This window comes from Mediterraneibacter sp. NSJ-151, from assembly GCF_022487435.1.
In the GTDB taxonomy this organism is placed as follows: Bacteria; Bacillota; Clostridia; order Lachnospirales; family Lachnospiraceae; genus Schaedlerella; species Schaedlerella hominis.
This window is the reverse complement of sequence record NZ_JAKVPP010000003.1, coordinates 138,878-160,401: the sequence shown is the minus strand read 5'-3', so window position 1 is coordinate 160,401 and position 21,524 is coordinate 138,878. Positions and strand designations below refer to the sequence as shown.

General features: G+C 36.1%; 21 protein-coding genes. 14 read left to right on the top strand and 7 right to left on the bottom strand.

Translation table 11 applies throughout. From position 1 onward, the window contains the following. The first annotated feature begins 41 nt into the window (after positions 1–41). The 3 genes from LQE94_RS04155 to LQE94_RS04145 all read left to right on the top strand — a co-directional run bounded on the left by LQE94_RS04155 (position 42) and on the right by LQE94_RS04145 (position 3,886). Positions 42–872 carry an Mrp/NBP35 family ATP-binding protein gene (locus tag LQE94_RS04155; protein ID WP_240577073.1) on the top strand — a complete coding sequence of 277 codons (831 nt, stop codon included), beginning with the start codon at positions 42–44 and terminating at the stop codon, positions 870–872. Positions 873–1,022: 150 nt separating this feature from the next. Beyond that, entirely contained in the window at positions 1,023–1,328 is a 306-nt protein-coding gene (locus LQE94_RS04150; RefSeq protein ID WP_022075993.1) for a metal-sensing transcriptional repressor, read from the top strand. Positions 1,329–1,366: 38 nt separating this feature from the next. Then, entirely contained in the window at positions 1,367–3,886 is a 2,520-nt protein-coding gene (locus tag LQE94_RS04145; RefSeq protein WP_240577072.1) for a heavy metal translocating P-type ATPase, read from the top strand. 96 nt (positions 3,887–3,982) lie between these two features. Here the strand turns inward: LQE94_RS04145 and LQE94_RS04140 are convergent, their stop codons facing one another. Then, positions 3,983–4,345, bottom strand: a complete 363-nt coding sequence (locus LQE94_RS04140; RefSeq protein ID WP_117989417.1) for a metal-dependent transcriptional regulator — start codon at positions 4,343–4,345, stop codon at positions 3,983–3,985. A gap of 161 nt (positions 4,346–4,506) precedes the next feature. On the opposite strand from LQE94_RS04140, the gene LQE94_RS04135 reads away from it, so the two are divergent. Beyond that, positions 4,507–4,656, top strand: coding sequence for a FeoB-associated Cys-rich membrane protein (locus LQE94_RS04135; RefSeq protein WP_022075996.1), 150 nt, complete (start codon positions 4,507–4,509; stop codon positions 4,654–4,656). A 63-nt stretch (positions 4,657–4,719) separates the two neighbouring features. Here the strand turns inward: LQE94_RS04135 and LQE94_RS04130 are convergent, their stop codons facing one another. Continuing rightward, on the bottom strand, positions 4,720–5,406 hold the full coding sequence (locus tag LQE94_RS04130) for a S1 RNA-binding domain-containing protein (RefSeq protein ID WP_022075997.1): 687 nt from the start codon (positions 5,404–5,406) through the stop codon (positions 4,720–4,722). Positions 5,407–5,641: 235 nt separating this feature from the next. Between LQE94_RS04130 and LQE94_RS04125 the strand changes: the two genes are divergently transcribed. Both LQE94_RS04125 and LQE94_RS04120 read left to right on the top strand, forming a co-directional pair. Then, positions 5,642–7,294 carry a putative manganese-dependent inorganic diphosphatase gene (locus tag LQE94_RS04125; RefSeq protein ID WP_240577071.1) on the top strand — a complete coding sequence of 551 codons (1,653 nt, stop codon included), beginning with the start codon at positions 5,642–5,644 and terminating at the stop codon, positions 7,292–7,294. A gap of 18 nt (positions 7,295–7,312) precedes the next feature. Continuing rightward, on the top strand, positions 7,313–7,900 hold the full coding sequence (locus LQE94_RS04120; RefSeq protein WP_117989077.1) for a flavin reductase family protein: 588 nt from the start codon (positions 7,313–7,315) through the stop codon (positions 7,898–7,900). A gap of 75 nt (positions 7,901–7,975) precedes the next feature. Here the strand turns inward: LQE94_RS04120 and galT are convergent, their stop codons facing one another. After that, complete coding sequence (gene galT / locus LQE94_RS04115) at positions 7,976–9,469, bottom strand: UDP-glucose--hexose-1-phosphate uridylyltransferase (protein WP_240577070.1); 1,494 nt, start codon at positions 9,467–9,469, stop codon at positions 7,976–7,978. Then, on the bottom strand, positions 9,469–10,638 hold the full coding sequence (locus LQE94_RS04110; protein ID WP_022075954.1) for a galactokinase: 1,170 nt from the start codon (positions 10,636–10,638) through the stop codon (positions 9,469–9,471). The genes galT and LQE94_RS04110 overlap by 1 nt, the downstream gene beginning before the upstream one ends. Positions 10,639–10,832: 194 nt before the next feature. On the opposite strand from LQE94_RS04110, the gene LQE94_RS04105 reads away from it, so the two are divergent. The 3 genes from LQE94_RS04105 to LQE94_RS04095 all read left to right on the top strand — a co-directional run bounded on the left by LQE94_RS04105 (position 10,833) and on the right by LQE94_RS04095 (position 13,862). Beyond that, positions 10,833–11,666 (top strand): AraC family transcriptional regulator, encoded by an 834-nt coding sequence (locus LQE94_RS04105; protein WP_022075955.1) that lies wholly within the window; start codon positions 10,833–10,835, stop codon positions 11,664–11,666. An 83-nt stretch (positions 11,667–11,749) separates the two neighbouring features. Then, positions 11,750–12,493 (top strand): polysaccharide deacetylase family protein, encoded by a 744-nt coding sequence (locus LQE94_RS04100; RefSeq protein WP_240577069.1) that lies wholly within the window; start codon positions 11,750–11,752, stop codon positions 12,491–12,493. Between the two features lie 52 nt (positions 12,494–12,545). Next, positions 12,546–13,862, top strand: a complete 1,317-nt coding sequence (locus LQE94_RS04095) for a replication-associated recombination protein A (protein ID WP_118723626.1) — start codon at positions 12,546–12,548, stop codon at positions 13,860–13,862. Here LQE94_RS04095 and LQE94_RS04090 read toward each other — a convergent pair. Genes LQE94_RS04090 through LQE94_RS04080 form a run of 3 tightly spaced genes read right to left on the bottom strand, consistent with a single transcriptional unit; the run spans position 13,839 to position 16,418 of the window. Next, the gene (locus LQE94_RS04090) at positions 13,839–14,351 is read right to left on the bottom strand and encodes a DUF4364 family protein (protein ID WP_022075958.1); all 513 of its coding nucleotides are present in this window, start codon (positions 14,349–14,351) and stop codon (positions 13,839–13,841) included. The genes LQE94_RS04095 and LQE94_RS04090 overlap by 24 nt on opposite strands. Beyond that, positions 14,344–15,270: a TIGR01212 family radical SAM protein gene (locus LQE94_RS04085; protein ID WP_240577068.1), complete on the bottom strand. Its 927-nt coding sequence runs from the start codon at positions 15,268–15,270 to the stop codon at positions 14,344–14,346. The genes LQE94_RS04090 and LQE94_RS04085 overlap by 8 nt, the downstream gene beginning before the upstream one ends. Continuing rightward, positions 15,270–16,418: an NAD(P)-dependent malic enzyme gene (locus LQE94_RS04080; RefSeq protein WP_240577067.1), complete on the bottom strand. Its 1,149-nt coding sequence runs from the start codon at positions 16,416–16,418 to the stop codon at positions 15,270–15,272. Before LQE94_RS04080 ends, LQE94_RS04085 begins: the two co-directional genes overlap by 1 nt. Before the next feature lie 265 nt (positions 16,419–16,683). Between LQE94_RS04080 and rho the strand changes: the two genes are divergently transcribed. From rho to prfA, 5 genes are all read left to right on the top strand, one after another. Then, positions 16,684–18,033, top strand: a complete 1,350-nt coding sequence (gene rho, locus LQE94_RS04075) for a transcription termination factor Rho (RefSeq protein WP_118723629.1) — start codon at positions 16,684–16,686, stop codon at positions 18,031–18,033. Between the two features lie 100 nt (positions 18,034–18,133). After that, the gene (rpmE, locus tag LQE94_RS04070) at positions 18,134–18,334 is read left to right on the top strand and encodes a 50S ribosomal protein L31 (protein ID WP_022075962.1); all 201 of its coding nucleotides are present in this window, start codon (positions 18,134–18,136) and stop codon (positions 18,332–18,334) included. A 202-nt stretch (positions 18,335–18,536) separates the two neighbouring features. Then, the gene (locus LQE94_RS04065; protein WP_240577066.1) at positions 18,537–19,472 is read left to right on the top strand and encodes a DUF1385 domain-containing protein; all 936 of its coding nucleotides are present in this window, start codon (positions 18,537–18,539) and stop codon (positions 19,470–19,472) included. A gap of 43 nt (positions 19,473–19,515) precedes the next feature. Continuing rightward, entirely contained in the window at positions 19,516–20,373 is an 858-nt protein-coding gene (gene prmC, locus LQE94_RS04060; RefSeq protein WP_118737245.1) for a peptide chain release factor N(5)-glutamine methyltransferase, read from the top strand. Positions 20,374–20,419: 46 nt separating this feature from the next. Further along, positions 20,420–21,493 carry a peptide chain release factor 1 gene (prfA, locus tag LQE94_RS04055; protein WP_118737246.1) on the top strand — a complete coding sequence of 358 codons (1,074 nt, stop codon included), beginning with the start codon at positions 20,420–20,422 and terminating at the stop codon, positions 21,491–21,493. Positions 21,494–21,524: the final 31 nt, after the last annotated feature.

The following is a 21,524-nucleotide window of genomic DNA, read 5'->3' as shown; positions in this document are numbered from 1 at the left end:
TTTATGCTATATATATTTTTAAGAAAGTGTAGGTATATGATATGTCAGAAGAGACAAAGACTCAGGGATGTTCAGAAGAGTCATGTGCTACTTGTGCACATGCAGATGGGTGCAGCAGTAAAAAAACTGATATGAGAGAACCGGCAAATCCATATTCAAGTGTGAAGCGTGTAATCGGTGTTGTTAGTGGAAAAGGCGGGGTTGGGAAATCTTTTGTAACGGCTTCGCTTGCACGTATGATGAGAGAAAAAGGCTATAATGTCGGTATCTTAGATGCTGATATTACAGGACCATCCATTCCAAAAATGTATGGTATTCATGGGCAGGCCAAAGGAAGCGAAGAGGGAATCTTCCCGGCACTTGCAAAAGACGGAACTCGGATTATGTCTGTTAATCTTTTATTAGATGATGAAGAAGCTCCTGTTATTTGGAGGGGACCAATTATTGCAGGCGTTGTAAAACAGTTTTGGACAGATGTAATCTGGGATGATATTGATTATTTATTTGTAGATATGCCACCTGGAACAGGTGATGTTCCATTGACTGTATTTCAGTCATTCCCAGTTGACGGAATCGTAATTGTAACATCTCCACAGGACTTAGTTCAGATGATCGTAAAGAAAGCTTATGGTATGGCAAAACAAATGAACATACCAGTATTAGGTATTGTGGAAAATTATAGTTATGTTAAATGTCCGGATTGTGGTAAGGAAATCAAAATATTTGGAGAAAGTCATATAGATGAGATTGCAGAATCATATGGTGTGCCAGTGTTAGGAAAGATGCCAATTGACACAAAAATGGCCGAAGCTGTTGAAAAAGAGCGTTTCTATGATATAACAAATCCGTATATAAAAGATATTGAACTTTAATTTTATTTACCAATCATTATAAAAAGCATGGATTATTTCGATAAAGTTATAATCTATGCTTTTTTATTTCAATCAAAAATATTTTTAGGACTTGAAATATACCGTATGGGGGTATATAATCTTTGTAGAGATGTAAAGGAGATGATATATATGGATGAAAAAAACGAATGTTGTTGTCATAAGACAAAAGAGCGTAGTGAAAAAGAGTATAAAGATTTAATCAATCGACTAAGTAGAATAGAAGGTCAGATTCGTGGAATTAAAAGAATGGTAGAAGAGGATGCGTATTGTCCAGATATATTAATTCAAGTATCTGCGGCAAATGCAGCACTTAACAGCTTTAATAAAGTACTCCTTTCGAATCATATTCGTACTTGTGTAGCAGATGATATACGTGCAGGTAAAGATGAAACGATAAATGAACTGGTAAATACATTACAGAAATTGATGAAATGATTGAACAATGGATTTACAACAACGAGAGGTGAGAAGGTATGGAACAATATAATATTACAGGAATGAGTTGTGCTGCCTGCAGTTCCAGAGTAGAGAAAGCAGTGTCTGCTGTTCCGGGTGTTACCAATTGTTCAGTGAGTTTACTTACAAATTCAATGGGTGTAGAAGGTACAGCATCCGCTGAAAAGATAATTTCAGCAGTAGAAAATGCGGGATATGGGGCATCAAAAAAAGGAAGTGAAAAAGGGAAACATACTGTTGATAATGCAGACGACATTTTAAAAGACAGAGATACCCCAAAGCTACGGCAACGTCTTATTATATCCCTTTGTTTTTTAATTCCGCTCATGTACCTTTCTATGGGACACATGATGTGGAACTGGCCGCTTCCAACATGGCTTAATGGAAATCACATCGCAATGGGACTGATACAATTATTACTTACTATTGCAATTATGGTAATCAATCAAAAATTCTTTATCAGTGGTTTTAAAGGATTACTTCACAGAGCACCAAATATGGATACACTTGTCGCATTGGGATCCGGAGCATCTTTTGCGTATAGTACATTTGCATTATTTGCAATGACAGATGCACAAATCCGTATGGATATGGATGCGGTAATGTCATGGATGCATGAATTTTATTTTGAGTCTGCAGCCATGATTTTAACATTAATTACTGTAGGAAAGATGCTAGAAGCACATTCGAAAGGAAAAACAACAGATGCATTAAAAGGTCTTATGAAGCTCGCTCCTCAAAAGGCAGTTATTTTAGTTGATGGTGCAGAGCAGGAAGTATCCATTGATCAGGTAAAAAAAGGCGATATATTTGTTGTTCGTCCCGGAGAAAATATACCTGTAGATGGTATAATAATCAGTGGAAGCAGTGCAGTGAATGAATCAACTTTAACAGGAGAAAGCATCCCTGTAGACAAAGAAAAAGGAGATGCAATATCTGCTGCAACATTAAATCAATCTGGTTTTATTACCTGTGAAGCAACAAGAGTCGGTGAAGATACAACGCTTTCTCAGATTATACAGATGGTTAGCGATGCGGCAGCCACGAAAGCTCCAATTGCTAAGATTGCTGATAAAGTATCTGGGATTTTTGTTCCAACAGTAATTAGTATTGCTATTGTAACCACAATAATCTGGCTGTTTGCCGGACAAGATATCGGCTTTGCTTTAGCAAGAGGAATATCCGTTCTTGTAATTAGTTGTCCTTGTGCTCTTGGTCTTGCGACTCCGGTTGCTATTATGGTGGGAAATGGAATCGGAGCAAAAAATGGAATCATGTTTAAAACGGCAGTTTCTTTGGAAGAAACCGGGAAAATTAACATAATTGCGTTGGATAAAACGGGAACCATTACATGTGGAGAACCACACGTAACTGATATCATCACTGCTGATGGCATATCAAAAACTGAATTATTAGAAAAGGCAGTTGCACTGGAAGCTAAGAGTGAACATCCACTTGCAACTGCTATATTATCAGCAAGCAAAGAATATAGTATTCCGATTCAAAATGTAGAAGATTTCGAAGCTGTTCCAGGCAATGGATTAACAGCAAGATTAAACGGCAAACTTTTATCAGGTGGAAATGAAAATTTCATCAATTCTCAGGCAATCATTTCTACAGACATACAACGACAGGCACAGATATTTGCAGAAGAAGGAAAAACACCTTTGTTTTTCTGTAGTGACAACCAATTTATTGGCATGATAGCTGTTGCAGATGTAATAAAAGAGGATAGTCCTCAAGCAGTAAAAGAATTACAGAATATGGGAATCGAGGTTGTTATGTTGACCGGCGATAATGAACGAACAGCAAAGGCTATCGGAAAACAGGCAGGAGTCAACCGCGTTATAGCAGATGTATTTCCAAACGAAAAAGAAGCAGTCATCCGCAAATTAAAACAACATGGAAAAGTCGCTATGGTAGGAGATGGAATTAATGACGCACCGGCATTAACACGAGCAGATGTTGGTATTGCAATTGGTGCAGGAACAGATATTGCTATTGATGCAGCGGATGTGGTATTGATGAAGAGTAAGCTGACAGACGTACCTGCTGCAATTCGAATGAGTAAGGCGACACTTCAAAATATTCATGAAAATCTATTTTGGGCATTCATTTATAATATAATTGGAATTCCATTAGCGGCAGGTTTATGGTATCCTGTTTTTGGGTGGAAATTAAATCCGATGTTTGGTGCAGCCGCTATGAGCTTATCAAGCTTTTGTGTGGTAACAAATGCGTTGCGACTGAATTTTGTAAATATTTACGATGCAAGAAAAGATAAAAAAAAGAAACAAAAAAATAAAATAATAAAGGAGAAAAAAGAAATGAAGAAAACAATGAAAATCGAAGGAATGATGTGCGGACACTGCGAAGCAGCTGTAAAGAAAGCATTAGAGGCACTGGATGGGGTTGAGATGGCTGAGGTAAGTCATGAATCAGGAACTGCAATTGTTACTTTATCAGCAGATGTTTCAGATGAAATTTTAACAAAAGCAGTAGAAGATAAAGATTATAAAGTACTTTCTATTGCGTAGATTGTAAAAAAGATACTCAAATCAAATTCCTGTTCTATTCGGAAATTGATTTGAGTATCTTTTATATAACAGGAAAGCTCCCATTATAAAATTGGCCTATCGAGCGATATGGCGTTTTAAAGCCTCAAAGCTTTCGGTGCTGATAACATGTTCCATACGGCATGCGTCTTCAGCAGCAACTTCTGGAGAAACACCCAGTCGTTCCAACCATGAAGAGAGCAATAAATGTCGCTCGTAAATTTTGTTTGCAACTTCCTTTCCGGTTTCTGTGAGATAAATATAGCCTTGTGGAGTTACTGTAATATGTTCGCTTTCACGTAATTTTTTCATTGCGACACTGACACTTGATTTCTTGAAATTTAACTCATTTGCTATATCTACAGAACGTACCACAGGAAGAGTTTTGCTAAGTACGAGAATTGTCTCTAAATAATTTTCAGCAGATTCATTTGAATGTATCATAATAACTCACCTCTGATTTTTATAATATATAGTAATTATAACATGAATTAGTGGGAATTGTAAACAGTACTTGACATATTACAACGGTTAGAGTATGCTAACCTTGTAAGGAAATAAAAAATATTTTTTTAATATAAGATTATTAGGAGGGTATAGCTATGGGAACAGCAATTGTAGGTCTTATTTTATTATGTGTTGTTATTGCAATTATTAAGAGTATGATAAAAGATAAAAAGAATGGAAAATCAATTCAATGTGGAGGCGATTGTAAATATTGCGGTGGGCACTGCAATCATAAACATGAATAAAGAAAAAGATACTCATATTAGTACACACTGTACAAATATGGGTATCTCTTTTTAGGGCTATGCCTATAACTGAATGTTTTTAAATAAATCACCGAGACTGGTTCCGATTTCTTCTGCTTCTGGAATTTCTACATTTTCCTCCACTTCTTCCTCTTCAATCTCTTCTAAAGCCTTCTTACTTAAACTAATTTTTCCATCTTTAATGCCAATTACTTTCACTTCGATTTCATCGCCAATACTGAGGACATCTGAAGGCTGCTTGATTCTCTTTTGTGATATCTGAGAAATGTGAACTAGTCCGGACAAACCATTTTCTAATTTAACAAAAGCTCCATAATTCTGAAGTGTCTCTACAACACCTTTCATAACAGATCCTATTTGCACAGAAGCCAGTTGTGCTTCACGTTCCTCTTTCTCTTTTGCTTTAAGCAGTTCACGGGCAGAAAGAACAAGACGATTATTTGCCTGATCAACATCAATCACCTGAACATCAATGTCTTTTAATAAAAATGTTTCCAAATCTTCAATATAAGATAAAGAAAGTCTTGATGCAGGAACAAATCCACGAAGTCCCTCTATCATAACGATAACGCCACCATTAACAATTCCTTCTACTTTTACATGAAGTACGGTTTTATTTTCCAAATAATTATAAACGCGATTCCATGGATTGGCATCATCAAAATGCTCTTCGTAATCAGCCATTGTTTCTTCTGTTTGCACTTCATTTACTTTCATTTCTTCACTCATTGTAGCACCTCTTTTTCTCTTTAAATTCGCAATAAATACGATTAGATTATCTTAAGTATATCATATTTATAAAAGAAAATACAATCTCTGTGAGTAAGCTATTTCAATTATTACAACTTCTTTGTAACGATTGTATCTAATGAAAAACATCTCTCAGATTTATGCCTTCCGGTTGTTGTAGTAAAAAAATCGTGATAGAATATGAATAAAAGAACGTAAAAACTGGAGGAATTTTATGTCACAAGAAGTGAATGAAAACAAAATCTATGTCGTAGGGCATAAAAACCCGGATACAGATTCTATTTGTTCTGCAATTGCATATGCAGCATTAAAAAAAGAATTGACAGGAAAACATTATGTTGCAAGAAGAGCAGGACGTTTAAACGAAGAAACACAATATGTATTAGAATATTTTGGAGTTGAAGTTCCTAAGTTGCTTTCTGATCTGCGTGTACAGGTAAGAGATGTAGATTTAAGACGAGCTGAGAATTTAAATGGTTCAGTATCTATAAAAACAGCCTGGGCACAAATGAAAGAACTGAATATCAAAACCCTTCCTATTGGCCGTAATAATAAACTCGAAGGCTTGATCACAGTAGGAGATATTGCCAGATCTTATATGGATGTATATGATAGTAATATTCTTGCAAGATCAAAGACACAATATCGGAATATTGCATCAACGATAGATGGCAAGATTATTTCCGGAAATGAACACAGTTATGTATCAAAGGGAAAAGTCGCTATCGCAGCATCAAGTCGCCAGTTGATGTCAGATTTTGTTGATGAAGATGATTTGGTAATCCTTGGAGATCGTATCGAAGCACAGCAGCTTGCTATTGATATCAATGTAAGCTGTATGGTGGTCTGTGGTGATGCCAGAATTCCAAATGAAATTCTCAAACAGGCTAAAGAAAAAGAAATTGTTGTAATCGCATCCCCTCATGATACATTTACTGTTGCACGTTTAATCAATCAAAGTATTCCTGTTCGCCATTTTATGACAAAAGACGAATTGATTACTTTTTATCCAAAAGATTATGTGGATGATGTAAAAGAAGTTATGGCACGTAAAAAATATCGTGATTTCCCTGTCGTAGATATAAATGGAGATTTTCAAGGATTTATTTCTCGTAGACGATTGTTAAATTGCCGTAAAAAACAGGTGATCCTCGTCGATCACAATGAGGAAAGCCAGGCTGTCGATGGAATTGAGCAGGCTGATGTATTGGAGATTATCGATCATCACAGATTAAACAGTATTCAGACAATCGGTCCTGTTATTTTCCGTAATCAGCCGGTAGGATGTACTGCAACCATAATTTATCAGATGTACCAAGAATATAATAAATCTGTGAATCCTGTAATTGCCGGATTACTTTGTTCTGCAATTATTTCTGATACTTTATTATTCCGTTCTCCAACTTGTACTTTATTAGATGAAGATGCGGCAAAAGAACTTGCAGAGATTGCCGGCATTAACATGGAAGAGCTTGCTCAGGCAATGTTTAAGGCGGGAAGCAATCTTCAGGGCAAAAGTGCAGAAGAAATTTGTTTCCTTGATTTCAAACAGTTTACAGTAAATGACACTGTATTTGGCGTTGGTCAGGTGAACTCTATGAGTGCTAAAGAGCTGACGGAGATTAAAACACAAATTGAATCCGAATTAGATAAAATCAGGCAAAATCATCGCCTGGATATGATTTTCTTTATGCTTACCAATATTATGACAGAATCATCAGAATTGCTGTGTGTGGGTCCAGAAGCGAGAGAGAAGGCAATCAGTGCTTTTGACTTAAACGGAAAATCAGATACATTATATTTAAAAGGGGTTGTGTCAAGAAAGAAACAACTCGTACCTGCAATTGTTGAGGCATTGCAACAGTAAATAAAAGGAGACATAATAATGAGTAAACAACTTTGGAAACCTGGGAATATGCTCTACCCACTTCCAGCTGTTATGGTTAGTGTTGGAAATAAACAAGGCGAAACAAATATTATTACTGTTGCATGGACGGGCACAATTTGCACGAATCCGGCAATGGTATATATTTCGGTACGCCCGGAACGTTATTCGTATCAGATGATTAAAGAAAGCGGAGAGTTTGTCATCAACCTGACAACAGAAAAATTGGTAAAAGCTACGGATTATTGTGGAGTAAAATCTGGACGCGATGTAGACAAATGGAAGGAAATGAATTTACATCAAGTAAAGGCCGAAACACTGGAATATAGTCCTTTGATTTTAGAATCACCTGTAAATATTGAATGTAAAGTAGTTGAAATCAAAGAATTGGGAAGCCATCATATGTTCTTAGCAAATGTCACAGCAGTTCATGCAGACGAGGCATATCTAAATGAACAAAATAAGTTTGAACTGAATAATACCGGTCTGTTGGCATATTCTCATGGAGAATATCTCGGGTTAGGTAAAAAACTCGGAACATTTGGATATAGTATAAGAAAAAAAGCAAAAAAAAATAAAAAGAAATAAAATCAATATCCGGATAATCTGTTGTTCACAAATTATCCGGATATTTTTATGATATCAGACAGTACTATTTAATATTTATAACGCTTCAATGAAACGATAGAATGCCATTAATCCATCTTCATTACACTTGTAAACACCGGCATCTTCAAGAACCTGACAGAAGACTTTTCCAACTTCTTGCTGTAAAATTTCATCAATTGAATCTTTATTAACATCTGTGTATTTAGGAAGGAATTCTTCTACCCATTCTGCATGTTTTTCAATTGATTCATTCGAACGAATATCTTTTCCCTCTAAAATATATTGTTTTAAAGTTTCAAGTTCCCCCTTCAATCTTGCAGGAAGGACAGCCAGTCCCATTACTTCAATTAATCCAATATTTTCTTTTTTAATATGATGAAGATTTGCGTGTGGATGGTATACACCCAGAGGATGCTCTTCTGTTGTAATATTATTTCTCAAAGTAAGATCAAGTTCATACAAATCACCGCGTTTACGAGCTATCGGAGTAATCGTATTGTGTGGTTGTCCTTCTGTTTCAGCATAGATAAATGCATCTTTATCTGTATAACCTCTCCATACGTTCAAAATATGATCAGCAAGCTCAATAATGCGTTTTTCATCAGCACACTGTAAACGAATGACAGACAATGGCCATTTAACAATTCCCGCCGTCACATCTTCATATCCGGCAACTGTAAACTGTTTAATAATTGGAGCTTTTGCCATTGCAAAAGTATAATGACCTCCCTGAAAATGATCATGACTTAAGATAGAACCGCCAACGATTGGGAGATCTGCGTTTGAACCAAGGAAGTAATGAGGGAATTGCTTAATAAAATCAAATAATTTGATAAACGCATTTTTATCAATCTTCATTGGTGTATGTTCCCCGTTAAATACGATACAATGCTCATTGTAATATACATATGGCGAATATTGGAATCCCCATTTTGAATCATTTATTGTTATTGGAATGATTCGATGATTTTCACGCGCAGGATGGTTTGTACGTCCGGCATATCCTTCATTTTCCATACAAAGCTGACATTTCGGATAAGAAACAGTAGCAGCATTGCGAGCAGCGGCAATAGCTTTTGGATCTTTTTCCGGTTTAGATAAATTAATTGTAATATCTAAAGTACCATATTCTGTATCTACAGTCCATTTCATATCTTTTGATACACGATATCTTCTAATATAGTCACTGTCCTGGCTGAATTTATAATAATAATCAGTTGCAGTTTCAGGAGAAATCTGATATTTCTGCCAAAATGTCTGTTGAACCTGTGCCGGACGCGGAAGAAGACAATTCATAAGTTTTGTGTCAAATAAATCTCGATATGTAATACTGTCTTCAATTATTTCTCGAGAACATGCTTCATCTAATAGCTCTTTTAAAATTGTTTCGAGATTTAAATTGCTTAAATCGCAATCCATATCTTCATAATTATTCTCATGAAATAAATCTAATATTAAATTCGTTGTATAAATTCGTTCGCACTCTGGTGTGATTCCAGTATTAATACCATATTGTACCAATTTTTTTATGTTTTCATATAAAGCCATTATACAAGCCTCCTTGCCCCATCACCGATTTCTACAGTATAAAATTCGGCTTCGTGTCCTACTTTTTCTTTGTATGCTGTACCAATTGTTTCGATAAATGTGTCGATAGCATCATTTTTAACAATGCTGACAGTACATCCGCCAAATCCGCCTCCTGTGATACGAGAACCAATCACTCCGGAAGTATTCCATGCGAGGTCTACAAGAATGTCTATTTCTTCACATGAAACTTCATAATCATCACGAAGAGAAATGTGAGACTGATTCATCAATTGACCAAATAATTCTATATTATCTTCTTTTAACGCTGCAACTGCATCAATCGTGCGTTGATTTTCAGCAACCGCATGTTTCGCACGCTGCTCTTTAATTGGATCACCAATCACAGATTTATATTTTTCAAATGTTTCCATATCCAAATCTCCAAGAGACTCGATAGAAACTACTGTCTGTAATGCAGCAAGTGCATCAGCACACTCCTGACGACGTGTATTATATGCTGAATCAACCAGACTATGTTTCACCTTACTGTTCGTAATAATGATTTTAGCATCTTTTAATTTAACTGGAGCGTATTCAAACTTCAATGTGCTTGTATCAAGGAATATTGCGTTATCGGCTTTACCCATTGCAACAGCAAACTGATCCATAATACCACAATTACATCCATTAAAATTATTTTCTGAGTATTGTCCGATCAGTGCAAGATCTGTCATTGTTAATGCATCGATATTATATAAATCTCTTAAAATAACTCCTGTAAGGACTTCCAAAGAAGCGGAAGAGGATAATCCTGAACCATTTGGAATATTTCCCCAGATTACCATATCAAATCCTGTATCCAGCGTATATCCTTTCTCTGCAAACGCCCATACAACACCCAAAGGATAGTTTGCCCAATTGTATTCTGCATGATATGAAAGATCCTTAAGAGTTACTTCAATCACACCAAAATTATCCAGATTCATAGAATAAAAATGAATTTTGTTGTCGTTTCTTTTTTTTGCAGCACCGTAGGTTCCAATTGTTAATGCACATGGGAATACATGTCCCCCATTATAGTCTGTATGTTCTCCGATGAGATTAACGCGTCCTGGAGAAAAGTAAAGGTGTGCATCCGATGTATCCCCAAAAAGTTCTTCAAATTTTTCAAAAAGTTTTTCCTGCATAATATAGTATCCTCACTTTCGTTATAACAGATAGAATCGTTTTACAAAACATATATTTTCTGTTTTCGTGTTAATTTTATTATACTGGTCTATCGATAAAAAGTATATAAAAAATCCGTGCAAAAATATGTAAAAATGTTGCTTTGGCAGGAGGAGAGCGTTTATAATAAGAAGTAGTAGAAAGAGGTGTTAAAATGTTAAACACATATAAATATTCTTTTAAAGCAAGAGAAAAGTTACTGGGATCGTTATCTGTATATAATGTAGGTCATCAGTTGTGCGAACCGGAATACCAGTGGGGTCCTGGAGTAAGAAACCATTATTGTATCCATCATATCATTTCGGGAACCGGTTGGTATGAAGTAAATGGAGCAGTTATTCAATTATCGGCAGGAGATACCTTTATACTATATCCCGATACAGAAGTGCGTTATTATGCTGACAGCCAAAACCCTTGGGAATATGCATGGGTTGGATTTATGGGAGAAGATGCAGACACTATTATCAGAGCAACTGATTTCAGGCGAAAGCATCCCTGGATAAAAAAGGGTACACTTCCAAATAATCTAATCCAGGAACAACTTGGTATTATCTATGATGTAAAAGGAAGTGATTATGAATCAGCAGTTGCAATGACCGGAGCACTTTACACATTATTGTCTACCTTTATGCATTATGCGCAACATGAAGAAGACGTACAAAACAGCCAAGTGGTTTATGTAGAACAGGCAAAAGATTATATTTCGACAAACTATTCTTATCCAATTACCGTAGAAGATGTTGCATCTTATGTTGGAATTAGCAGAAGTTATCTTTTCCGTTCATTTCAGGCAATACAAAATCAGTCTCCGAAAGAGTATTTAATTGAATATCGGCTTAAGCGGGCCAGACATTTACTACGCGAAACATCATTGTCTATTGCGAGTATTGCCTATTCCGTAGGCTTTGAAAATAATCTCTATTTTTCCAAGGCATTTAAAAGTAAAATGAAAATGACACCATCTGAGTATAGAAAAAATCAAATATAACAACTGCTTTACACCAATATGAATCATGAGTTGCCAAATATCTTGCATATAATTACAATAGATGTGTTCGAGAAGGACGATGTATGCATATAAATAGATATGAAAAAATTTTTTCGAAAATAATCAGTATCAGCTATTTTATTACTGTACTTTTTATCTCGCAATATTTTGGCGTTATACAATTCAATTTAAAGTCAAGTGAAACTAAAGGAGAAATTCCAAAACAATTTGAGGAAACCAAAGCAGCCTTACAAGAACAGATAGAGAAGCCCATGATTGCATTAACTTTTGATGATGGACCAAATGCTCAGTTCACACCTAAATTATTAGAAGGGTTAAAGCAGAGAAATGTGCATGCCACTTTCTTTTTGATTGGCGAAAATATTGAACAAAATAGTAATCGAAACCTTGTAAAACAAATGTATGAGGAAGGACATTTAATAGGAAATCATACATATCATCATTTAGAGATTACAAAGCTAAGTGATGAAGAAGCTTATGAAGAAATAAAAAACACAAATGATCTTATCGAAAGTATTATAGGAAAAGCACCGGAATATATGAGACCTCCTTTCGGCAGCTGGCAAAGAAATTTAGAGAAAAAAATGATGATTATTCCAGTGTTGTGGACTGTAGATCCGTTAGATTGGACTACAGAAAATGTGGATGAAATTGTAAACAAAGTAGTGACGGAAACAAAAGAAAATGATATTATCTTGTTACATGACTGTTACAACAGTTCTGTAATCGCAGCACTTCGAATTGTAGATTTGCTTCAGGCAGAAGGGTATCAGTTTGTTACTGTAGATAAATTACTTCTAAACTAAAACATTTCTGCATTTAGAAATTCATCTGTATAGAAGTGAAAGGAAGATATATATGGATTTATTTGATTATATGAGAGAAAACAAGCAAGAAAAAGAATCTCCTCTTGCATCCAGAATGCGTCCGACAACATTAGATGAGGTAGTCGGACAACAGCATATCATCGGTAAAGACAAATTATTATACCGAGCGATCAAGGCTGATAAATTAGGTTCAATTATTTTTTATGGGCCACCCGGAACAGGTAAGACAACACTTGCCAAAGTAATTGCTAATACCACCAGTGCTGAATTTAAACAGATCAATGCAACAGTAGCTGGTAAAAAAGACATGGAAGAGGTAGTAAAAGAAGCCAAAGATTTACTCGGCATGTATGGAAAGAAAACAATATTATTTATCGATGAGATTCATCGTTTCAACAAAGGTCAACAAGATTATCTGCTGCCTTTTGTAGAAGATGGAACCATTACCTTGATAGGGGCAACGACAGAAAATCCTTATTTTGAAGTAAATGGAGCTCTTTTATCCAGATCAAGTGTATTTGAATTACATGCTTTAGAAAAAGAAGATATCAAATTACTGCTTCATCGCGCCGTGTATGATAAAACAAAAGGAATGGGAAGCTATAAAGCAGATATTGATAAAGATGCAATTGAGTTTTTAGCTGACATTGCCGGTGGTGATGCGAGAAGTGCTTTGAATGCAGTAGAACTTGGTATCTTGACAACTCCGCGAAGTGAAGATGGGTTGATCCATATTACACTAGATGTTGCATCAGAATGCATCCAAAAGAGAGTAGTGCGTTATGATAAAACCGGGGATAATCATTATGACACAATTTCAGCATTTATTAAAAGTATGCGTGGATCGGATCCTGATGCCGCTGTTTACTATCTTGCAAAAATGCTTTACGCAGGTGAAGATGTTAAATTCATTGCCAGACGAATTATGATCTGCGCAGCAGAAGATGTGGGAAATGCTGATCCAATGGCTTTGACAGTTGCAGTGTCTGCCGCTCAGGCGGTGGAAAGGATCGGAATGCCGGAATCCCAGATTATACTTTCACAAGCTGTTTTATATGTGGCATCTGCACCAAAGAGTAATTCTGCAGTGAATGCTATTATGCTGGCAAATGAATCTGTGCGTAATATAAAAACAACAGTACCGACACACCTTCAAGATGCTCATTATAAAGGTTCTCAAAAATTGGGACATGGTATAGGCTATCAATATGCACATGACTATAAAAATCATTATGTACATCAACAATATCTACCAGATGAGATAAAAAATGCCAGGTTCTATGAACCCGGCAATCTTGGTCATGAAAAGCAAACAAAAGAATGGTTACAAAAGCTTCGCGAGCAATGATGCATAAACACTCTGACTTTGCATGTTCCAGTTATTTGCAATGGTTTCAGCCTCTTTTTTTGTGGGAACAGTCAATTTCAGATCAATGAGGCTGGAATCATTTTCTACAATCTGACATCGCACCTCGTATTCGTGGTTCGGTGTCAGATAATACTCTGTTTTTACCGCAGCTTCCTCTTTCAAATCATAACTTTTTTCTTCCAGAAAATCATCAATATCATGTTGAATCTCCGGTGAAATTTTATTGCGGAAAAATTCGATTGTTTTACTGCCTTCTTCTGTTAAGTGATATAAGGTACGATTGTGGGTATTCTCTGCCAAAATCAATTGTGAATCCAGCATTTCAGAAATCGTACTTTGAAGTTTGAAATAATTCGTATACCCCTTATCCAAAATAAATTCAGATATTTGGGATGTGGTTAATGGAAAATCTACCTTTTCCAACATATAAAGAATGATTAATTTGTATAATGTAAATGATTCAGACATGATACTCCTTTCCCTGCCAGATATCTTGTTCTTTCAGATAACGATGCAGCGTATTTAATACGGTCCTTTTCTGACTTGTCCATAATGGTGCTATAAGTAATTCTTTTGGCCCGTCACCAGTTAACCTGTGGATGGTTATATCCGGACGAAGGCTTGCAATACACTTTCCAAGCAGAGAAATATATTCCTCCATAGTAGGACTCCAAAACGGTTGTTTTTCATAGTCGAGGGCAAGATCTGTTCCTTTTAATATGTGAAGCAATTGAAGCTTAATCCCTTGTATATCCATTTTGTTAAGATAATCTATTGTCTCAAGCATCATATCTTCATTTTCTCCCGGAAGTCCTAAAATTGTATGTGTGATCACAGAAATATTTCGTTTTCTCAAATTATTTACTGCCTCTTCAAATACTTCCAACGGATATCCACGACGAATATAGGTTGCAGTTTGTGGATGAATTGTCTGAAGCCCAAGTTCAACCCAAACCGGTTTGATCTGATTGATTTCTTCTAATAATTGAAGTACATCATCTGGCAGACAATCCGGTCTCGTTGCTATAGAAAGAATTTGAACATCCGGATCTTGAATTGCCTCCATATAAATCTGTCTCAAATATTCTACAGGGGCATACGTATTCGTAAATGCCTGGAAATAGGCAATATATGAATGAACAGGTCGTTTTTTTGTTAAATTTTCTTTTCCTATGGCAAGTTGTTTTGTGATAGAGCAGGTGGCAGACCCGGCAAAGTCACCTGAGCCTGCAGCACTGCAGAAAATACAGCCACCATGCCCAACTTTTCCATCTCTGTTTGGACAAGTCATTCCACCATTAAGTGTAATCTTATATACTTTTTCTCCATAAAGTTCTTTTAGATCATAATCCATAGAATGATAACGTTTTTCACCCCAGCGATTCATTAAATCAAGTCCTTTACAGCTTTACTTACAACATCTGCCACACGTGGATCGAAAGCTTCCGGCAAAATATTATTTTCATTTAATTCATCATCCGCAACAAGTCCTGCAATTGCATTAGCAGTTGCGAGTTTCATTTCTTCCGTAATCTGTGTTGCACGGCCTTCTAAAGCACCTTTAAAAATTCCAGGGAAAGCAACAACATTATTTACTTGGTTTGGAAAATCAGAACGTCCGGTTCCAACAACTTTTGCACCGGCTTCTTTTGCAATATCAGGCATAATTTCAGGTACAGGATTTGCCATTGCAAAAAGAATTGCATCCTTATTCATAGAAGCTACCATATCTTTTGTAACAATATTAGGAGCAGATACTCCGACAAAGATATCAGCACCTTCTAAAGCATCAGCAAGAGTTCCTTTTTTATTCTCCAAATTTGTAACTTCAACCATTTTTTTCTGCATCCAATTTAAATTCGGTGAGTCTTTTCCGATAATTCCATTGATATCACACATTGTGATATTAGGAAAACCATATGTTAAAAGAAGTTTTGTGATTGCAACTCCTGCAGAACCTGCTCCATTTACAACAACACGGCAATTCTCTTTTTCTTTACCGGTTACTTTCAACGCATTTATAATACCTGCAAGTACAACGATAGCTGTTCCGTGCTGATCATCATGGAAAACAGGGATATCAAGAAGTTCTTTTAAACGTTCCTCAATCTCAAAACAACGAGGAGCAGAAATATCTTCCAAATTGATTCCTCCAAAAGCAGGTGCAATATTTACTACTGTACGAATGATTTCTTCTGTATCCTGTGTATCAAGACAGATAGGAACTGCATTCACTCCACCGAACTCTTTGAATAAAACTGCTTTTCCTTCCATAACCGGCATGGCAGCTTTAGCACCGATATTACCAAGTCCAAGTACTGCGCTTCCGTCAGAAACAACGGCAATCGTATTGGATTTGATCGTGTATTTATATGCAGCTTCCGGATCTTGTGCGATTACTTTACAAGGTTCTGCAACACCCGGAGTATAAGCGATGGCAAGATCTTCTCTTGAATTCACATGCGATTTTGCTATTGTTTCAATCTTACCATTCCACTGTTCATGCATCTGTAATGCTTTTTCGCTGTTTGTCATATTTTTGTACCTCTTCTTTATTATAATAGTATCTGAAAATTATCATATCACTCTTATAGAATAGACGCAAGAGAGGAATCCTTTCTAAATTTTGAAAAAACTCTTTTATTTTTGCAACAGTTGATGTATACTAACAATAGCTTTAATTCATTTGAGTCGATTCAGACCAAAGTTCCCGAAAATTTACAAAAGCAAATATTTAATACAAAAGACGTATTTTTAAAACATATTTTTATACTTTATATGAAAAGAAAGGATTGTATTTATGACAAGAGAAAAATACGAATCATTGCCGTTGGCAACGTTAAAAGAACTTGCAAAAGCCAGAAATATGAAAGGTATTTCTACAATGAAGAAAAGTGATTTGATTGACGCTATGCTTTCACAGGATGTTGCGGATAAACAAGAGGCTGCAAACACAGAGGCAAAAGAGGAAATCAAAGAAGAACTAAAAGAGAAAAAGGAAACAACTGACATTGAACAGCTGGATAGCGGAAAAGCCGCCAATGGAATTTTAGAGGTGCTTCCGGATGGCTACGGATTTATTCGCTGCGAAAATTATCTTCCAGGTGAAAATGATGTCTATGTTTCTCCATCCCAAATACGTAGATTCAATTTAAAAACCGGAGATATTCTAACTGGAAACACACGAATTAAAACACAGGGAGAAAAATTCAGTGCCCTGCTTTATGTTTCCACAATTAATGGAATTCGACCTGCTGAAGCTGCAAAACGTCCGAATTTTGAAGATTTAACACCGATTTTTCCAAATAAACGAATCCAGTTAGAGGAAGCAACAAGCAGCACCGCAATGCGAATTGTTGACCTTCTTTCTCCAATAGGAAAAGGACAAAGAGGTATGATTGTATCTCCACCAAAAGCCGGAAAAACAACATTATTAAAAGAAGTTGCTCTGTCTGTTCAGAAATCAGAACCAGATATGCACCTGTTAATTTTATTGATTGATGAACGTCCGGAGGAAGTAACAGATATACGTGAAGCAATTGCCGGACCAAATGTTGAAGTAATCTACTCTACATTTGATGAGTTGCCGGAGCACCATAAACGTGTATCCGAAATGGTAATTGAACGTGCGAAACGATTAGTAGAACACGGAAAAGATGTTATGATCCTTCTTGATAGTATTACACGACTTGCAAGAGCATACAACCTTACAGTACCGCCATCAGGAAGAACACTGTCAGGAGGTCTTGACCCTGCTGCCCTGCATATGCCAAAACGTTTCTTTGGTGCTGCCAGAAATATGAGAGAGGGCGGTAGTCTTACAATTCTTGCAACAGCATTGGTCGAAACAGGAAGTAAAATGGATGATGTTGTATACGAAGAATTTAAAGGAACTGGTAATATGGAATTGGTTTTGGATCGTAAGCTTCAGGAAAAACGTGTATTCCCTGCAATTGACATTCCAAAATCAGGAACAAGACGAGAAGATCTTTTACTTACAAAAGAAGAACAGGATGCCGTATATATTATAAGAAAAGCCTTAAATGGATTAAAAGCAGATGAAGCAGTGGACAACCTGTTAAATACATTTGACAGAACAGCGAATAACGCCGAATTAGTACAAAAAGTAATCCGTCAGAAATTTATTTAAAAACTTACAAAAAAAACTTGCAACAGCAAAAAGGTTATGCTATACTGAGATAGCTGTTTAGAGAGTAAATAACTATATTTTAAATAGAGAGGTGAAAATCATGAGAGAAGGAATCCATCCAGAATACCATCAGGCAACAGTAACTTGTAACTGTGGTAATACATTTGTAACAGGATCTACAAACGAAAGCATTCACGTAGAAATTTGTTCTAAATGTCATCCATTCTACACAGGTCAGCAGAAAGCTACACAGGCTCGCGGACGTGTAGACAAGTTCAACAAGAAATATGGTATGAAATAAGAATTTGTTATGCAGGCTGAGGTAGATATATCTCAGCCTCTTATCATTTTATAAATAATTTGTTGCAAGTGTTTTGTAAACAACAGCCCTTATGGTCAGCGGCTTCCATAGAAGCGACTGACTTTTTCAAAATTTATCAGTCGTGTTGTTTATTTTAATCAATAATATAAGTAACAGCAACAGAACAGACAGGAGAAATGATATGAAATCATCCAATATCGGCGGACAGGCCGTTCTTGAAGGGATTATGATGCGAAACGGAGATAAATATGCGGTTGCTGTCCGAAAGCCAAATCAGGAAATTGAAGTAAACGTAGAAAAATATAAAAGCGTGATTCCCTGGGAAACAGGTAAGAAAATTCCATTTATACGAGGAATTTTTAGTTTTGTTGATTCACTGGTTTTAGGAATGAAAACTCTTACTTATTCAGCATCTTTTTATGAAGATGAAGAGACAGATGAAAAAGTAATGACAGCAGAAGAAATTCGCAAACAAGAAAAAAAAGACCAGATTTTTATGAACCTGACAATCATTATTTCAGTTGTACTCGCGGTTGCTATTTTTATGGTTCTTCCATATTTTCTCAGCAATTTTTTGAAAAATTATATTACCTCACATTTTATGATGACAGTAATTGAAGGAATTATCCGCCTGGCTATATTTCTTGCGTACATATCACTCGTATCACATATGAAAGATATTCAACGCACATTTATGTATCATGGAGCAGAGCATAAATGTATCAACTGTATAGAACACGGTATGGAGCTAAATGTTGATAATGTTAGAAAGAGTTCCAAGCAACATAAACGTTGTGGAACAAGCTTTTTGTTTTTTGTTATGATTATCAGTATCATTTTTTGCTTTTTTATTACTGCAAAATCCCAGGTTCTTCGTGTCATAATTCGAATCGCATTGATGCCGGTAATTGCCGGTGTTTCATTTGAAATCATCCGTCTGGCAGGCAATAGTGAAAATCCGATTATAAATCTTCTCAGTCGTCCTGGCATGTGGGTACAGAATCTGACAACAAAGGAGCCGGATGACAGCATGATCGAGGTTGCGATTCAGGCTGTAGAAGCTGTCTTTGACTGGAAAGCATATTTGAAAGATAACTTTAAAATGGATTTAAAGTAAAATTGATGAAAATAACAGTGAGAGATACAATTGGAGAAAAAAGATGACATTAAAAGAGCTGTATAACACAGGAACTGACATACTAAAAAATGCATCCATTCAAGAAAGTTCTCTGGATGCATGGTATTTATTAGAATACGTTACAGGTATTACCCGTGCACGCTATTTTGTTGATTCACAGCAGTCAGTACCCCAAAATTATCAAAAACAATATCTGCAACTGATTCAAAAACGTGCAGAGCATATTCCACTTCAACATTTAACAGGTGTTCAGGAGTTTATGGGGTTGGAATTTCATGTAAATGAACATGTATTAATTCCAAGACAAGATACTGAAATACTCGTGGAAACTGCTTTAGAAAAATTAAAAGAAATCTCGAATCCCGTAAATCTATTGGATATGTGTACCGGTTCAGGCTGTATTTTACTTAGTATTTTGTATTATATGAAAAATAAGAAACAAATTACAGGAACCGGTGTTGATATTTCTGATAAGGCACTGGAAGTGGCAAGGAAAAATGCAAAATCGCTGGGTTTGTCTGTCGATTTTCTTCAAAGCGATCTGTTTGACAAAATAACAGACAAATATTCGATGATCGTATCGAATCCACCATATATTCGAAGTGATGTAATTAAAACACTTCAAGAAGAAGTAAGAGAACATGATCCGATGCTTGCGTTAGATGGAATGGAAGATGGATTATATTTCTATCGGAAAATCATTTCTGAAAGTGAAAAATATTTACAAGCCGATGGATATTTGATATTTGAAATTGGACATGATCAAGGCTTAGACGTGTCAAATATGATGAAAGATGCCGGATTTAGAGATGTCCTGATAAAAAAAGACCTTGCAGGTCTTGACCGGGTTGTATTAGGCGTGTATGATACGAAGAGGTGAATTATCTGTATAGATATGATAGAAGTTAGAAAGGATATAGGAAATTATGTTTGATAGATTAGAGGATCTTGTAATCCGATATGAAGAAGTAATGGGAGAACTTCAGGAACCGGATGTGGCAAACGATGCAACTCGTTTCCGCAATTTAATGAAAGAACAAAGTGATCTGGCTCCTATTGTTGAAGCATTTAAAGAATATAAACAGTGCAAGCAGAATGTAGAAGACAGTCTGATGATGTTAGAAGAAGAATCAGATGAAGAGATGCGTGAACTTGCAAAAGAAGAATTGAATGAATCAAAGAATCGAATAGAAGAACTGGAAAAAGAGATGAAGATTTTACTTCTTCCGAAGGATCCAAACGATGAAAAGAACGTTATCGTGGAAATCCGTGCCGGTGCCGGTGGGGATGAAGCGGCTTTATTCGCAGCTGAAATTTATCGTATGTATGTACATTATGCAGAAGGACGCCATTGGAAAGTGGAGATGATCTCACTTAATGAAAATGGAATCGGTGGCTTTAAAGAATGTGTATTTATGATTTCAGGACAGGGTGCATATTCAAGATTAAAATATGAAAGTGGTGTACACCGTGTACAACGTGTTCCAGAGACAGAAAGTGGCGGACGTATCCATACATCTACTATTACAGTTGCAATCATGCCAGAAGCAGAAGAAGTGGATGTAGAATTGGATATGAACGACTGTAAATTCGATGTGTTCCGTGCTTCAGGTAATGGTGGACAGTGCGTTAATACAACAGACTCTGCTGTACGTCTGACACATATCCCGACAGGAATTGTAATTTCATGCCAGGATGAAAAATCACAGTTGAAAAATAAAGATAAAGCATTGAAAGTACTTCGTGCCCGTCTCTATGAACTTGAACTTGCAAAACAGCATGATGCTGAAGCAGAAGCGCGTAAAAGCCAGGTAGGTACAGGAGATCGTTCTGAGAAGATCCGTACTTATAACTTTCCACAAGGACGTGTAACAGACCACAGAATCAAATTAACTTTGCATAAATTAGATTCCATTTTAAATGGAGATCTTGATGAAATCATTGATAGTCTGATTGCTGCAGACCAGACTGCAAAACTTGCAAAAATGAATGAAGATTAAACAAACAACTTAAATCGGAATAAACAAATAA

Bases quoted from the DNA above. Each gene is read 5' to 3' on its own strand.
- LQE94_RS04155 (WP_240577073.1), top strand. From the start codon at position 42: ATGTCAGAAGAGACAAAGACTCAGGGATGTTCAGAAGAGTCATGTGCT.
- LQE94_RS04150 (WP_022075993.1), top strand. From the start codon at position 1,023: ATGGATGAAAAAAACGAATGTTGTTGTCATAAGACAAAAGAGCGTAGT.
- LQE94_RS04145 (WP_240577072.1), top strand. From the start codon at position 1,367: ATGGAACAATATAATATTACAGGAATGAGTTGTGCTGCCTGCAGTTCC.
- LQE94_RS04135 (WP_022075996.1), top strand. From the start codon at position 4,507: ATGGGAACAGCAATTGTAGGTCTTATTTTATTATGTGTTGTTATTGCA.
- LQE94_RS04130 (WP_022075997.1), bottom strand. From the start codon at position 5,406: ATGAGTGAAGAAATGAAAGTAAATGAAGTGCAAACAGAAGAAACAATG.
- LQE94_RS04125 (WP_240577071.1), top strand. From the start codon at position 5,642: ATGTCACAAGAAGTGAATGAAAACAAAATCTATGTCGTAGGGCATAAA.
- LQE94_RS04120 (WP_117989077.1), top strand. From the start codon at position 7,313: ATGAGTAAACAACTTTGGAAACCTGGGAATATGCTCTACCCACTTCCA.
- galT (WP_240577070.1), bottom strand. From the start codon at position 9,469: ATGGCTTTATATGAAAACATAAAAAAATTGGTACAATATGGTATTAAT.
- LQE94_RS04110 (WP_022075954.1), bottom strand. From the start codon at position 10,638: ATGCAGGAAAAACTTTTTGAAAAATTTGAAGAACTTTTTGGGGATACA.
- LQE94_RS04105 (WP_022075955.1), top strand. From the start codon at position 10,833: ATGTTAAACACATATAAATATTCTTTTAAAGCAAGAGAAAAGTTACTG.
- LQE94_RS04100 (WP_240577069.1), top strand. From the start codon at position 11,750: ATGCATATAAATAGATATGAAAAAATTTTTTCGAAAATAATCAGTATC.
- LQE94_RS04095 (WP_118723626.1), top strand. From the start codon at position 12,546: ATGGATTTATTTGATTATATGAGAGAAAACAAGCAAGAAAAAGAATCT.
- LQE94_RS04090 (WP_022075958.1), bottom strand. From the start codon at position 14,351: ATGTCTGAATCATTTACATTATACAAATTAATCATTCTTTATATGTTG.
- LQE94_RS04085 (WP_240577068.1), bottom strand. From the start codon at position 15,270: ATGAATCGCTGGGGTGAAAAACGTTATCATTCTATGGATTATGATCTA.
- LQE94_RS04080 (WP_240577067.1), bottom strand. From the start codon at position 16,418: ATGACAAACAGCGAAAAAGCATTACAGATGCATGAACAGTGGAATGGT.
- rho (WP_118723629.1), top strand. From the start codon at position 16,684: ATGACAAGAGAAAAATACGAATCATTGCCGTTGGCAACGTTAAAAGAA.
- rpmE (WP_022075962.1), top strand. From the start codon at position 18,134: ATGAGAGAAGGAATCCATCCAGAATACCATCAGGCAACAGTAACTTGT.
- LQE94_RS04065 (WP_240577066.1), top strand. From the start codon at position 18,537: ATGAAATCATCCAATATCGGCGGACAGGCCGTTCTTGAAGGGATTATG.
- prmC (WP_118737245.1), top strand. From the start codon at position 19,516: ATGACATTAAAAGAGCTGTATAACACAGGAACTGACATACTAAAAAAT.
- prfA (WP_118737246.1), top strand. From the start codon at position 20,420: ATGTTTGATAGATTAGAGGATCTTGTAATCCGATATGAAGAAGTAATG.